This is a genomic window from Haladaptatus sp. DYF46 (assembly GCF_021083305.1).
GTDB lineage: Archaea > Halobacteriota > Halobacteria > Halobacteriales > Haladaptataceae > Haladaptatus.
Genome location: NZ_JAJFAY010000007.1, coordinates 165,303 through 180,490 on the forward strand (window position 1 = coordinate 165,303; position 15,188 = coordinate 180,490).

Here is a 15,188-nt window from a genome sequence, read left to right on the forward strand (position 1 = left end):
TGGTTTTATGCATCGTTTTCCTCCCTAATTTCTGTTTCTTTTTGTTTCTTTTCTAGTTCTGTAAGCACAACCTCCGGTGTCACTGGAATCTCTGTTATTCGAATATCGATCGCGTCATTGATTGCATTGACGATCGCCGGAATGGGGGGCGTGGCAGACATTTCGCCGATACCCTTCGTCCCGAACGGACCAGTCTCGGAGGGAATCTCCAAAATCTCGTGTTCGATATTGGGTACCTCATCGGGTCCGGGAAGACTATACTCACTGAAACCCTTCGGCTTGTGATCAGGGGTTGGATAGTAGGGGTCTGTAGTTTCATATAGCGCGTGAGCCATCCCCATCCAAGCGCCACCAACGATCTGCCCCTCGACAAGTGCAGGGTTCACTACTTGGCCGATTTCGTACGTGCACGTGATATCGAGGACGTCTACTTCGCCGGTATCTGTGTCCACTTCCACGTCAGCAACCATACATGCATGAGCCTCTGCTGAGTCAGGGTCCATCTCACCGGTTTCAGAGTCGACGTCACTTTTCGGTTTGAAACCGATGCCACGGCCGGAAATAGTACGTCCGTGTTCGAAATGTGCCGCCATGGCCGCATCCATGACACTGATAGAATACTCTGCTGCGCCTTCGACGTGGATATTGCCTTCGCCATCCATCACAAGATCTTCGGGATCTGCCTCTAATTCCTCGGCTGCAACTTCCATGAGGACTTCACGAGCCTCTGTAGCAGCTTCGAGAATGGCATTTCCTGCACGGTGGGTCAGCCTGCTGGCGAATGTTCCCATACAATGAGGACCGGTATCGGTATCTCCAGTATCGATGATAATGTTTTCAACCGGAACTCCCATTGCATCGGCTCCAATTTGGGCGAGGGCCGTTTTCGCCCCTTGTCCCAGATCGGTGCTCGAAAGTGAAATTACGAAGTTTCCGGTGGTGGTACTATGAAGAAGCGCCTGGGTCGGATCGCCACCCAAATTCATCCCAGTCGGGTAATTAACCGAAGCAATTCCACGCCCTCGCTTTTTAGACATGGTTTCCCTCCGTTTCCTCAAATGAACGCATTTCTTTGAACTCCGTTGGTAGGTCCTTCCCGACCATGTCAGCAGTCGATTGCAAACACTCGATGAGGCTTGCGTCTTCGATTTCCTTGCGGTGAGGCTTGATATCTCCATTCTGGTAGGCGTTCTTGAAACGAACTTCCCACCGATCCAGGTCTAGTTCGTCAGCAATCCTATCCATTTGGCCTTCGATTGCGAACGAACAGGGCGTGACACCAAACCCTCGCATGGCGCTGCTCGGCTGTTTGTTCGTGTACACACAGTAACAATCGAATTTGGCGTTCGGTATCTTGTATGGACCGCCTAGATTTGCGGCGTGTTTTATTACGGCATATGGGGTATGTCGATTATAGGCACCTGCATCAGCGTAACTGGTAACCTCCCGAGCAACGAGGGTACCATCGTCAGTAACCCCGTCTTTGAAATACATTCGCCAAGCACCACGTGGGGAGGAGACCTGCATTTCCTCCTTACGGGTAAACTCATATTGAACGGGGAATCCCGTTTTCTTTGCAGCGAGCGTCGCCAGCGGTTCGACAATGACGTCCACCTTGCCACCGAAGCCGCCACCCACTGTTCCGCCTTTGAATTGGAGTTTACTGAACGGGACATCGAGGATCATTGCCGTATTGTCAAGCGAAAAATAGAGCGCTTGCGTATTGGTGAATACTGTGAAGCGCCCATTTGCTTCGGGTTTAGCAATAGCCGCCGTTGTCTCGGTTGGTGCCTGTTCGATAGGACTGGTTTGATACTCTTCGGTAATAATGTGATCCGCCTCTGCAAACCCTTCTTCGACATCGCCGTATCGGACACGACGACACTCGTGTCCTTGGAATTCGAAATGATTCGTTCCCCACGGTTTCAACGTAGGAGCGTCTTCCTCCAGAGCTTCTTCCACGTCAAAGACAGCTGGCAGTTCAGTCAGGTCGACTTCCACCTTCGATGCCGCTTCCATCGCGGCGTTTTTACTGTCGGCGATCACTGCCGCGATGGGTTCCCCTTTGTATCGAACCCTATCTTCAGCGAGCAGTGGTTCCTCGTTCGGACCGATCCCGATCAACCGCAGGATAGTGTATATGTTGTTGGGAACGTCTTCGTGAGTGAGTTTGGCGACGTATCCGGACACCTTCTCGGCCTCCGAGAAGTCAATCCCATTGATTTCGGCGTGCGGAACCGGGCTTCGAACGACATGGAGATATTTCATATCCGGGAACGTTCGATCGGTAACGTACTCCGTTTGTCCCGTTACGTGTCCTTCGCCGTCACGCCGTTTAACGGTCGTTCCAACCGAATTGAGTTCTTGCATTGTTAGTCACTCTCCCCGTTCAGGCTTTCTGCAGTAGCTTCCACGGCATCAATGATCGGGTCGTACCCTGTACACCGACAGATGTTTCCGGAGATCGCATCCCGAATCTCCGCCCGAGATGGGTCCGGGTTTCGGTCTAAAAGCGCTTTGGTAACCATGATCATCCCAGGCGTACAGTAACCACACTGCATGGCGAAGTGTTCGTTGAACGCCTTCTGGAGAGGATGCAGTTCATCGCCAGTAGCTAACCCTTCTAACGTAGTGATCTCTTCACCTTCGGCTTCCTCAACGGGCACCAAGCAAGACATGACGGGAGCGCCATCGATGAGTACAGTACAACTCCCACAACCACCCTGCTTGCATCCCGTTTTCGTAGCTGTGTTTCCAAGTTTGTCCCTGAGTACCGATTGGAGCGGTTCCAACGGTTCCACGATCTCCTCAACTGTTTGACCGTTTACTGTTAATTCGACGATTTTCGAACTCATTGTTTGTTCTCCGCGTTAGTGAACTGATCAAGTGCGTTTGAAACATGATGACGAACCATCTTCCGGCGATACCATTTGCTTGCGATGGCATCCTCGGGTGGATCTGCCGTTTTTGCTGCTACGTCGGCCGCTCGATTGAGTATGGGTTCATCGAGTTCAGATCCCAACAAAATCTCCTCCGCGTTCCGCATCCGCATTGGATGAGAGCCAGCACCATTCAGACAGATACAAACATCCGTGACGGTATCGTCGCGATATTGTAGGTTAACTGCGACCGTTACTATCGAGGGAGCGGGTTCTTGACTTCGTGTATATTTCATATACACAGTCTGTCCCTCGACTGTTGGGATTCGAATTTCTGTAACTAGTTCATCGGAATTGATTGCCTGTTCTCCGGACGTGGTGTAAAAATCCGACAACGGAATTCGACGGTCTCCGTCTCGATTTCGAATCGTCACGTCCGCATCAAGTGCAAGAAGCGCCACAGCAAAATCGCCAAGCGGCGGCGGTGCAAACAAATTACCACCAACTGTTCCCATATTCCGAACAGCCCAACCGCCCGTGTGTCGAGCAGCCTTTTGTAACATCGGCTCGTCGATTTGATCGAGGACTTGGGCCATGGTGAGTGTCGCCCCTAAACTCAGGTATCCATCTCCCTCCTCCGCGTAGTCGAGATCTAGTTCCCGAAGATCCATCACGTAGCGTGGGAATTTATGTCCCTCGTTTATTTCTGCCATCGTGATAGTTCCACCAGATATGATTTCGATGGAGGATGTGTACTCTGCTGTGAGATCAAGGGCGTCTTCTAGCGTTGTTGGGCGATAATACGCTTCAACAGCCATACCACCGTCTCCTTTCATTTGGTACGATTATAGTATTTCCTACCATTTCAGAAACACTAACGTGTTCCACATAATTAAATCCTTGTGAATGATAGGAATTTCCGATGTACTAGATTCGCTAACCACCTACTGGATGGCACACCAATGAAGACTGAGAACATGAGTGAAAAACAGCGCCTCGCTCGCATTGCAGATGACCAAGACAAAGCACTGTACATTCACAGAGAGAAAATAAAGTCGAAGAAGAAAGCAGATAAGCCGAATGAACCCGATGATCGTCGACAAATTTACTCCAACCGACTCAACAACCCCATAGCACAGAAGCAATCGCACGCGATATCTATGAAATGAGATAACCCTTTCGAGCACGTATCAGAAGCAGGAACGAGCTAAGACCGTGCTCAAGGGTGTCGATCGATCAATATGCACTCTCAATCACTACTACAATTCCGTTTAGTTTCGGCGAATACACTAGCACTCACAGCAAAGAGTTAGCTACCGTTTCAAAACTAGAAGTCAGCTGCTGGTGTGTTTGGAGTCCTGTCTGAAATCGGTGGATGATTTTTGACTGGTGTTCCGGACATGCAATGAGGACGACTGCACCGTCTTGGACTGGTATTAGGGGTTGAGTTGCAGTGTGCGTTGCGAAGCGACAGCCAGGACATGAGATACCACCAGCAGGGTGGTGATGAAAGAGTGTTGCTGTGTCACTAGAGGATAGCCCACAAATCGAAGTGAACTGTTCGAGATGGTCATCACAACTAATGAGTGGGATTCGGAGGTGGTCCAGAAGGAGAAATGATATGGTCTGTTGGCTATCGGGGCGGAGGGCTGACTGACATGCGGTACAACCGATAGACGGGAAACCGTCGGTGTTCTCCGACTCCGATTGGTGAAAATCTGTAGGGGACATTATATAGTGTAACAAGCTGCGATACGAATAAGTAATTCGGGCATATGCTACAATAGAATCAGAATGGCAGGGTTCACAGAGCTCACAAACACGACAGCGAGCTTCAGATTGAGTTACCCATTAATAGCGACGGTGAGGGTGGAAAAAGGAATGATTTCACAAGGAGAGGTCGCGACACGGTCCCGGCCTGTGATTTCGAGATTTCCGAATAAACACCTACCAGCAGGCTCGTCTAACAATCCATTCGAATTTTCAGACGCCACTCGGAGTACTGCCTTTCTGAATTACTCAAAAACAGCCAAAAATAAGATCGTAAATCCAGATATCGACGACACGTATCCCAGTGAATCGTTGTATATCGAGTAGAACGTAGATTCCATACAATTACATATTAATACCACAAATTAATATATCTCTGTTTAAAATTAGTAATATATATTAATATTATAAATTTCTATTACTCAAAGATTGATTTTTGAATATGAATGGTGAATTCAGAAACTGACGATGCAGTAGATAGCACACGAGAAGAATTCTTCCCTACCACCCGACGAGGGTTCCTACAGACGACGACCGGTGTTACGGGACTTACGGCATTTGGGGCGATGGAGTTGCGAACGCAGAAGTCGACCATTCAAATCATTTTGTTGACGATCCGTTTACACTCGGTGTTGCCTCTGGTGACCCACTCCCCGATTCCGTCGTACTTTGGACCCGTCTCGCTCCGAACCCACTAGAGAGTGACGGTGGGATGCCCGACTTCAACGTTCCTGTACAGTGGAAAATTATTGCAAAGCACCATCACGATGGCGGATGGGATGACCATCGCGACCACGACGATGATCATGATTGGAGCGATCATCACGACCAAAATGATGGTCACTGGGAGCACAACGTTGACGACAGAGACAAGTGGGATTCGAATAGAGAACTGAATTTTAACAGCGAAAACGAAGGGAAACGCGATAGTGGACGGAATACCGGCAGAGGATTTCATCTAGTACAATCCGGTGTTGCATTTGCTCGTCCGGAGCACGCTCACTCGGTACACATCGAGGTGGAAGATCTTGAACCAAACACCGAATATTACTACCAATTCAGATTCGGTCGATATCGAAGTCCACTTGGACGGACGAAAACCGCACCGACAGCAGATTCGGAGATCGATGAACTCGAGTTCGCTTTCGTTTCCTGCCAGAACTATCCATACGGCTATTATACCGCTCATGAACATCTAGCAGAAGAAGAGTTGGACGTCGCCTTCCATCTCGGAGACTACATTTATGAGGGCGATTCGAAAGGTTCCCTCGATCGGGGTCATGAACCGTCACGGGAGATCCGTAGTTTGTCGGATTATCGGATCAGATACGCACAGTATAAGAGCGATTCGAACCTTCAAGAGGCTCACGCCGCGTTTCCTTGGATCGTCACCTGGGACGATCACGAAGTCGCAAACAACTATGCCGATGAGATCGACGAGGGAACTCCACCCGAAGAATTCCTCGAACGGCGAGCGGCCGCGTATCAAGCTTACTGGGAACACCAACCAATACGCCGTTCACGCATGCCCGACGGACCGGACATGCCGCTTTACCGTCGGTTTACGTTCGGGCAATTGGCGGAGTTCGATGTACTCGACACCCGTCAATACCGTGATGACCAAACTGCATCAAGCGAAGCAGCGAACGATCCTGAACGTACCATTCTCGGGGACGAACAGGAACAGTGGTTACTGGACGGGTTCGACGATACTGCGTCTACGTGGAACATCCTCGCCAATCAAGTTCCCGTTGCGGCCACGGACGAAAACGCCGATCCGACCGAAATAGACTTCGGGGGCGGAGACAAATGGGATGGGTACCGGGCCGATCGGCAAACATTGCTCGACGCAATGGCTCAAAATGACGATCTTAACCCTGTCGTCATCACCGGCGACGTCCACCACAACTACGTTTACAATCTCAAAGCCGACTTTTCGGACTCCGATTCCGAAACAGTCGGTACCGAGTACGTTGGTACATCTATCTCATCGTTTGGGGATGCATCCGGACTCACGCAGTATGGTCCATCTGCGGGCGAACCGTGGCAACGACTCTCGAATGCCGACCGTGGGTACGTTCGTTGTACGCTTACTCCCGAACAATTGCAAACGGACTACCGAGTTGTCTCGACCGTCGAGGAACCGACAGCGACGATCGACACCCTGGCATCGTTTGTGACCGAAGCTGGGACCCCTGGTGCACAGTTGGTCACTGAACGGCCCGAAGAAGAACCTATCGAAATTGTTGATATTCGTCCCAATCAGGAGGGAGATCTCAACAATGAATACGTCACGCTGCAGAACGAAGGGGACTCCGAGATAGATATGTCAAACTTCGTTCTCAGTTTTGAAGGTGGTCGTAGTCAAAACTATACGTTCGGGGATTTCTCCCTCGACGCTAGCGAGACGGTTACAATTCGGAACGGAGATGGAGAAGACACCCAGACAACACTCTATACTGGGTTTGATGGTGCAGTCTTGAACAATAGCAACCCCGATACAGTGGTAATTGCCAACGACAAAGGAGTCGTTCTCGACGATGACTCCTATCAAGCACACTAAGTAAAAATCCCACTGGTTATTTTCATTTTTAGATGTATTTTGATCAATTATACTTATTATATTTGGCTGATTTTAAAACCGATCCGAGAAGTATTCAAAGTATTCTACCACGATGAGAACGAGATCACCTCTACGAGAGGGTAAATGGCGTACTAATCATCAACTGAAGATAGAAAGTCACGAATGCGAGAATCTTGTTCGAGAACGGATTTGACTATGTCTGGTTCCTCGAGGAGACGGTGCTTAGCGTGAACCCCCTGTCCACGTCCGCGGCCCCGCCGCTCTGATTGAATCACGTTCAAGAAATCGTGCTCTTTGAGGATCTCTTGAGTGCGGCGTTCGGAGAGCATGTCGAGACCAGTACCGCGTGCAATGTTCTGATATCGACGATAGATTTCCTTGGTAGAGAACTCATCTGCTTGCTTGGACTCGGTGAGGTTAGTAAGTGCTAACAGAATTGTTTTCGCTTGCGTCGGAGCACCAGCAATCAGCTCTGCGAACCGATCGGCTTCAGTCTTTTTCTTAGCCTGACGAACGTGTTCATCAGTTACGGGCACGGTATCTGATTGAGTGGCGATACGGCCAGCATTTCGAAGAATATCGATTGCTTTGCGGGCATCGCCATGTTCTTGGGCTGCAAGAGCAGCGGTTAATGGAATAACGTCCCCCTCGAGGACGTCTTCGCGAAATGCATCACGACGATTTTCGAGGATGTCGACAAGTTGGGTTGCATCATAGGCGGGAAAAACTAGCTCATCGCGTGCAAAACTGGATTTGACGCGTTCACCGAGTTCGTCAGCGAAATTGATCTTATTAGAAATGCCAACGATGCCGATATTCGAATTGGAAATTTGCTGATTTTCACCAGCTCGAGATAGCTTTCGAAGGACTTCATCGTCTTCAAGAAGATCGATTTCATCGAGAATGAGAATTGCAACGTCACAGCAAGTATCGAGAACGTTCCAGAGACGACGATAGTAATCACCGGTTGCAAGCCCTCGTTCGGGAATTGTAATATTGCTTTGTGCAGGTTCGTTGATTTCACGCCCGATCGTCTTGACGACACCAGCTTCGGTATTTTGCTCACCGCAATCGACGTAAGCAGCTTTCACCGTAATGTCGTCTCGCTGAGCTTCGTTAATAACGCGTTCGGTCACACTTCGCGAAATCAGACTCTTGCCCGTACCTGTTTCACCAAAGATGAGAAGATGGGTTGGTTCGCGGCCAAAGATTGCAGGGTTGAGCGCTTCTGCAACTTGTTTCATATGCTTATCTCGACCGACGATCCGATCCGATCCCGGGATGTGCTTGATTTTCAACAATTCTTCCCGGGCAAAAACGGGGTCATCATATCGGAAGAGTGGGTCGCGGTCGTCTGATTCATCGGAAACCATGCGATTGACTACTACATATCCTTCATCCGTAATAAAGGGCGGGGGAGTCGCGGATGTAAGTCGGCAAGAATCACAGGTTCTAGCGGGGATTGATAGTGGTTTATATTTTTTCTAGTGGTTGGGTGGTATCGCGGATGAAACATAGAATAGCAGCCTTTCATTCTGATGTCGGACACCCCTATCGCGTATGTAAATACAAAGTAGACCAGCTACAAAAGACTCAACACGTGTAATAGAGATTGCTCGAAATCTCAGGACGAGCGAAAGCACACACACCACCATCGCGGATGTAACGGATTCATCGAAAGGGAAGTGAAGGCGTTTAACCTCCATAATATCCACATAGGAATTCATTTTCGAATCTGAAAATTGTCGGGCTAGCCGACAATTTCTAGACGTCGGATTAACACAATGGACTCTACGAGACTAACCTATAAATAAGTTTGTAATGAAATACAGATAACGTTGAGATGGCTAACCAATGGGTGGGTTCATCGAGGATTACATTCGCGATGGTGGTGTCTCTCTCGCTTAGAACGACCGACCCATCGGTTTCATAGTTACATCCGCGATGGTGGTGTGTGTGCCGACTGTAGGTGTACTCACGACTGGGAATCAAACTGCTTCAGCATTTTTCTTCACGTGACGACGAGGTACTGTGAAAATTCTATAGTTCATGACTCTATGACAATACTCAGAACAAACGAGTTCAGATGTACTTCACTGATGAACAATTTTTGAACGTTTGTACTCATTCTCGCCCTTCTCACCTTCTACATTCCTGAATTCGGAGACTCGAACGAGAGTAAGCTACGTGCTCAGAAATCCCAGTCTCGCAAGCCGCGTTTTGACCCGCTCAAAACCAGTCTGTGTTTCGGTTTCCGTTTTAGCGCCAGTGATGATGAGCTTTCCACTATTGAACAGGAGTACGACAAGTGATATCTCTTTGAGTCGGTATACGAGCCCTGGAAATTGTTCTGGCTCATACTCCACGTCTTCGAGCCCCAGTCCAATGGCAAGGGCATTGAGGTTGAATGATGTTTCAAAATCAGCACTCGAAACCAAATTTTCAACCGAAATCGATGGCTCTTCTTTCACACCGATTCCGAGATCACGAAGGTGTGTGAATAGCTCGTGAAAACCTCTTTCTACATCCTGCATACTGTTTGCACCAGTGCTCGTGATCGTTCCCGAGCGATACAGAAGCATTGTCGCGGATCGGTTCGGTGATCGAAAAATTACGCCTGGAAATTGATCGGGATTGTATGTTCCACCCGTTAGATCTGCACCGAGACGAGCAACATCGAGTTCTTGATCAATTTCAGAAGTGGCGATGATATTTTCAGTTGTGATTTGTGCCGCTGCTGAATGGGATTCCATCGAATAACTATTACGCTCATAGATAATGATTCAATTGGCATAGGGTTAGCATTGAACGGCGATTGTTCCGTTATTTGGCATGCAAGTATTACTAGTAGCCTTCCTCAAGATGTCTCTTATTACAGTATTGCTTCGAGTGCGAGGGATGGGATTCGAACCCATGGACGTCTACACGAGCGGGTCTTAAGCCCGCCGCCGTTGGCCTAGCTTAGCAACCCTCGCGTCAGTCAATCTTGTGTACTCATCTACCTAGAGCTTTGTATTTTATTGTCTACGTTTGATTTTACTGATTGATGATCACTCTCCCACACCGTCTTTGCATGAGTGATTAGTCATTAGGCCCAACTTTCTGTGATTTCAACGGCGGTCAAAGCAAACTGTCGGTCATTGAAGAGAACGTAGACACGTATCCTAATTCCATCTACTATCTCGAAGAATTAGCATAGAGTATTGATAGTTTCTATTAGTCAATTTCTGACGTAGAGATAAAGTTTAATGACTCTTGTTCCATGTTACCATATACAATGATTAGTAGTGCCGAAGATCAAATAGAAATGCTTCAACGACACCTTGAGATATTCCAACATGTACTCTCCTCCGAACCGATCGGTATTGTCAAACTTTCAAAGAAATCCGGCCATGCAAAACACAAAGTACGATATTCGTTACGGATATTGGAAGATGCGGATCTAATTATTCCGACAAACGACGGTGCGACAACGACTGATGAGAAATCCAAATTCGTCACGGAAACAAATAGCAGAATCGAAGAGTTAAAGGACCGATTTGGGGCAATGAAGATCGGAGAATAAGCGTTTTTTATGGTGGTTTGGTACGATTCTACTCTTGAGGCATTTACCGGGATTAGTATAGCATACTAACTACAGCTATCGGAGAATCAAACTGCTGCTGAGAAGGTCACGAGGTTCTAACCAGCACATATCTCCGAATTCATTGTTTCAAACAACACGAAAGAACACGGGAAATGGATGTATGAACACTTGGAAATTCGGCAAACAAGTTTATCACTTCAAAAACCAAGAACAGATAACAACGAATTCCAATCACGTCCTATTGAAATAGTCTCTTCTTCCCACTGGTTTTAGCTTATGCCTATAATTGACAATGTGAACAAAACAAAGGATGTGTAGATAATCCATCGGGGTATGTCTACAGAAGTAGCCAGATTTGATCAGGAACTTGACAAGCCTGTCCAAGCGCTTTTCGAAGAAACAGACTCTGTTCTAATTGTGAATCCGCCATCGGCGATGTTTCGAACGATCATAAAGATCGCAACATCGTTCGATGATGATCGTCCCGACCTGCAGGTGCTTGCGACATCGGAGGTATTGAAATCATCAACGGAGGACTTCATCCTTGCAAGTCAGGTAGCTGATTTGGTCGAACAAGACTTACTGGAACTCCGCACTGCAACTGACATTGCACGCAGTTCTCTGCTTGTTAGTGATTATAAGATAGTGACGGTGATCTCATTGGATACTGAACTAACAGGTCTCCAATCAGGGGATGAAGAGTTAGTGGAAAACACACAATCCGCGTTTTTTGACGCTTGGGAAGGAGGTGATTCATTCAGCTTGCGAACACCACCGCTTTCGCGTGTCCGAAAAACACTGAGAGAAGAGTTAGGAGATGAGGTCGAGAACGATTTCATGATGGTGTTTGATTCTGTTGACACTATCCCTGGCGAAGAAGATGCATTCGATGAAGTCGCGATCGCGCTGTTGGTCGGCGCAAACAATGAGATACTGCTCTATGATATCAGCAAGTGGGGCGAAGACAGTGGAGTGGCAAGTAAAGCGACATTTTCCCGAATCAAAACTCGACTGGTAGATCGTGGTCTCATCGAGACGGAAAAAGAACCGATCGATGTTGGTCGTCCACGGCTCCGGTTGCTCTTAGTTCCGGATCACTTAGAGGATGTTGAGAATCTAACCGTGTGAGGGACGATGTAATGTAATTAGAATTGCTGATACCGATCCAGTCCTGATCTTAAAAGAGCCCCAATTAAATGACAAATTTGGGATGGTAAGAAGGGACATCAGTAGAATCGTGACGTTAAACAGGTCATTAACCAAGTAGTCGGTCCTCTTAGTATGAACAGTACCCGTCGTCGGTATGCTTCTGACACAAGGTACACCGAGGAAACGTGGCTCCACCGACGCCGAAGGCTCTGGGCTGAGCTGGCCTCTCAGCAATCAATCGACCACGCCTTCCACGAAAGTTCTAATTTGTGGATCTACTGTTTCAATCGTCTGGCTTCACCTACTATGTCGTTTCAGACAAGATAATGGAATTAGGGTTCCGCAGCAGTCACGGGTTACGAGCTATGGCGGAAAAACTTCTCACTGAAATACACCATACCCCTCTTCTCGTAGTAGGTCGGCCACCTTTTCGGGATTTTGAAATGCAAACAAAAGTGCGGCTTCTCGGGCATCTGTTTTTGCTACCTCATCAACATCAAGTTCATCGGCGAGCCTATTTCGGAACGTTGGCTCGTCATTAGTCACTGTGTCTCGTACATGTAGCTCAAGTCGCTTGTCTCTTTCATCGCCAATGTTACTTCGGCGAATGTAGTAGGGATATTCCTCTGATGACGTGTTCGTGGCCAGCTCTGAATTTGATTGGTTGTTCTCTATTGGTGTGGCTTGCTCCAGCGATTCTTCGTGTCTGTTATTTGTTCCTTTTGCCGTCTCTTCTTTCTTCGACGTTTCCTGTTCGTCTATCTGGTTCTCGGTGTCGTTTTGGTCTTCACCTTCGTTTGCCTCCCCATCGTTGCTCCCGAAGTCCAGATTTCCGGACCCTGATTTAAAGGAATTCGTCATACCTCGCTCACCTCGATTTCTTCCTGATCACGAAGATCAATTGTCCGAGTACCCCGTCCGTCGAAATCCAACTCAAGTACCGGATCGATATCCATTCCAAAGGTATCTGTTGCAACAAACACTGCGAGTTGGTAGAGATCGACGAGGGTTTCGACCTCCCGATCTCGAACTTTTCGGATACCGGGTTTACTACTACCACCTTCGCTGCCATCGTCCATCGTTTTCCACCCCTCCTCGACAACCTTGAAAGCCGAGCCGCGTGCCTCCCACATGTCGTCCATCATGCTTTCACGGTCACCGATAACGACTGGTGTATCGAACGCGTCACTGTTCTCGAAATAGCGTAGATATTGTTTGTGAGCGTTTGTTCGACGAACACCCGATGGAACAACGCACGACAGACCGATCTCGATATCGAGATTCGTCTGCATATTTACGACGAGTTCCTCTAGTCCGTCGAGGCTCAGACTACCTTTCCCTGCCGGCTTAACTGGTGCGATGAGTGTACGCAATGCGTATATCGCATTGTATAGTAAGTCTTCAGCTCGAGCGTTGGGGTCAATGAGTATAGCGTCATACGATTCATTTAGGTTCTCTTTCTCCCATAGTAGCCGGTACAAGAGCTCGTATCGGGGGTAATCTTCCTTATTGATGTTCTTCATCCCACTTTCATAGGAAATCTTCTGCTCGAGGTTCGAAGTGAAATCTCCCAGCATGTCGTGGCTTGGAACGACATCCACACCTTCGTCACTCGTTTCGATGAGATCTTCAAACGGTCCGTCCGGCATCTCGAGAATGTGTTTAACGATGTTGTCTGCCTCGGGATCATTGCGGTTCTCACCGAGGTCGAACAGGCTCGTCAGGTTTCCTTCCTGGGGGTCGAGGTCTATAACTAGTACGTCTAGCCCCATGCGAACCAATGGGACGGCTAGATTCGCCGTGAGCGTCGTTTTGTACGTCCCTCCGGACTCCGAGTATACGACCGAGGTTATCATCTTGGTTCTTGTTCTGTGTTTCTATTACATAAATCCACGTCAGACAACTGTGCCAGATATCTCATTCGTATGTCTGTGCTTACTATCTGTAACAGTTGTCTGTAACGGAGGTCTGTAACGATTAACAATAATGGATATCTGTAACAATAATGTGTTCTGAAAAACTGTCTGTTATAGTTGGCTGTTATCTGTATGGGTTGTACCATTCATCTGTATCAGATATCTGTATCGAACATCTGTTCTATGTTTATGTTATGGATGTTCCATAGTCTCGCCAGCTATCAGAAAAGACTGTATGCGCTGACTTCCTCCTATACGTTGCTGTGATCGGCCGCTGTAATGCTAATACGAGACGGTACTGGTCTCCTTACTCTGACCCACTGTCGTAATCTGTCACTCCCAATACGGCGTGGTATTCACGACAATCGCATACATACGTTACAGAGAGACAGTACAGGCAACTGTTACAGATAACTTTTGGTTCAGTAATAGAAGAGGTGAAAAGGGAAGAATCAAATTGATATTCCCTGCTATTTGTGCCCTGGTTCCGAATCCGCTATTGACTCTCTCAATGAGGAATCGAATACAAACGTAGATTGCGTGTTTAAGGCGATTTCCAATCTCTGATGACATATATTTTCCATGTCCCCAATAACTACCCCACGATTCCAAGGGCATTAATACATATATTTATATTTGTGTAGCGTACGGAATCCGTTATGGAGATACCGGACGAACTACTGTGTTTGTTCACTGAGCGTATAGAGGAAAATAACGGATCCTATTGCGTCACAATTCCAGAACAAGAGATTACGAATGGAGACATTCGAGCGAATACCGACTATCGTGTTGCATTGCTCCGATCTGACCGATTAACCAAACCTCGATCGCGGACGGAGACCAGTAGCTCTGATACTGAATCGGGGCCTCCCGTCGAAGTTGGGGAATACCGAGACGTCGAGATCGAAGGCCTCGGTGATCAGGGCGATGGAATTGCCCGCATCGACCGTGGCTATATCATTTTTGTCCCAAATACGGAGGAGAATGAACGTGTGACTATCGAGATAGTCAATGTACAACCAAATGTTGCCTTTGGTGAAGTTGTTGAACGAGAAATAAATGCAGAATAATCCATGACGCAATGAGTCCGAGTAGTAATTCTGCGGGAACGACGTACATTGGTATTGGTCGTTACCGACTAACAGATGAAAGCAGACGTCTGTGAGGCGTCTACCCATCAACTACCTAGCAGACGTTCGTTTCTGAGCCGACGATAGTCCATGGCTATACGACGGCAATTGTGTGTTCATCATTCGCAGACATAATAATTACGATTGGACAGACTTGACTAATTGCTGGAGTAG

11 protein-coding genes and 1 tRNA gene are annotated in these 15,188 nt (G+C 47.8%); 3 read left to right on the top strand and 9 right to left on the bottom strand.

Annotated features, from left to right (window positions below):
* Positions 1-5: 5 nt before the first annotated feature.
* Genes LJF34_RS29095 through LJF34_RS24090 form a run of 4 tightly spaced genes read right to left on the bottom strand, consistent with a single transcriptional unit; the run spans position 6 to position 3,697 of the window.
* On the bottom strand, positions 6-1,037 hold the full coding sequence (locus tag LJF34_RS29095) for a molybdopterin cofactor-binding domain-containing protein (protein WP_255666470.1): 1,032 nt from the start codon (positions 1,035-1,037) through the stop codon (positions 6-8).
* Positions 1,030-2,370, bottom strand: a complete 1,341-nt coding sequence (locus tag LJF34_RS29100) for a molybdopterin cofactor-binding domain-containing protein (RefSeq protein WP_255666471.1) — start codon at positions 2,368-2,370, stop codon at positions 1,030-1,032. Before LJF34_RS29100 ends, LJF34_RS29095 begins: the two co-directional genes overlap by 8 nt.
* A gap of 2 nt (positions 2,371-2,372) precedes the next feature.
* Complete coding sequence (locus LJF34_RS24085) at positions 2,373-2,855, bottom strand: (2Fe-2S)-binding protein (protein WP_231188430.1); 483 nt, start codon at positions 2,853-2,855, stop codon at positions 2,373-2,375.
* Positions 2,852-3,697 carry an FAD binding domain-containing protein gene (locus LJF34_RS24090; protein ID WP_231188431.1) on the bottom strand — a complete coding sequence of 282 codons (846 nt, stop codon included), beginning with the start codon at positions 3,695-3,697 and terminating at the stop codon, positions 2,852-2,854. The genes LJF34_RS24085 and LJF34_RS24090 overlap by 4 nt, the downstream gene beginning before the upstream one ends.
* Positions 3,698-5,205: 1,508 nt before the next feature.
* Between LJF34_RS24090 and LJF34_RS24100 the strand changes: the two genes are divergently transcribed.
* Positions 5,206-7,212 carry an alkaline phosphatase D family protein gene (locus LJF34_RS24100; protein WP_342765906.1) on the top strand — a complete coding sequence of 669 codons (2,007 nt, stop codon included), beginning with the start codon at positions 5,206-5,208 and terminating at the stop codon, positions 7,210-7,212.
* Positions 7,213-7,364: 152 nt separating this feature from the next.
* Here LJF34_RS24100 and LJF34_RS24105 read toward each other — a convergent pair whose 3' ends face one another.
* The 3 genes from LJF34_RS24105 to LJF34_RS24115 all read right to left on the bottom strand — a co-directional run bounded on the left by LJF34_RS24105 (position 7,365) and on the right by LJF34_RS24115 (position 10,208).
* Positions 7,365-8,606 carry an orc1/cdc6 family replication initiation protein gene (locus tag LJF34_RS24105; protein ID WP_231188432.1) on the bottom strand — a complete coding sequence of 414 codons (1,242 nt, stop codon included), beginning with the start codon at positions 8,604-8,606 and terminating at the stop codon, positions 7,365-7,367.
* 810 nt (positions 8,607-9,416) lie between these two features.
* Complete coding sequence (locus LJF34_RS24110) at positions 9,417-9,986, bottom strand: TATA-box-binding protein (protein WP_231188433.1); 570 nt, start codon at positions 9,984-9,986, stop codon at positions 9,417-9,419.
* Positions 9,987-10,123: 137 nt separating this feature from the next.
* Positions 10,124-10,208 (bottom strand) — tRNA-Leu (locus tag LJF34_RS24115).
* A gap of 944 nt (positions 10,209-11,152) precedes the next feature.
* Here LJF34_RS24115 and LJF34_RS24120 point away from each other — a divergent pair.
* Positions 11,153-11,947, top strand: a complete 795-nt coding sequence (locus LJF34_RS24120) for a DUF5821 family protein (RefSeq protein ID WP_231188434.1) — start codon at positions 11,153-11,155, stop codon at positions 11,945-11,947.
* Between the two features lie 402 nt (positions 11,948-12,349).
* On the opposite strand, the gene LJF34_RS24125 is transcribed toward LJF34_RS24120, so the two are convergent.
* Both LJF34_RS24125 and LJF34_RS24130 read right to left on the bottom strand, forming a co-directional pair.
* Positions 12,350-12,829: an acyl-CoA dehydrogenase gene (locus LJF34_RS24125; protein ID WP_231188435.1), complete on the bottom strand. Its 480-nt coding sequence runs from the start codon at positions 12,827-12,829 to the stop codon at positions 12,350-12,352.
* Positions 12,826-13,824 (bottom strand): ParA family protein, encoded by a 999-nt coding sequence (locus tag LJF34_RS24130; protein WP_231188436.1) that lies wholly within the window; start codon positions 13,822-13,824, stop codon positions 12,826-12,828. Before LJF34_RS24130 ends, LJF34_RS24125 begins: the two co-directional genes overlap by 4 nt.
* 719 nt (positions 13,825-14,543) lie before the next feature.
* On the opposite strand from LJF34_RS24130, the gene LJF34_RS24135 reads away from it, so the two are divergent.
* Positions 14,544-14,954 carry a TRAM domain-containing protein gene (locus LJF34_RS24135; protein ID WP_231188437.1) on the top strand — a complete coding sequence of 137 codons (411 nt, stop codon included), beginning with the start codon at positions 14,544-14,546 and terminating at the stop codon, positions 14,952-14,954.
* Positions 14,955-15,188 lie beyond the last annotated feature (234 nt).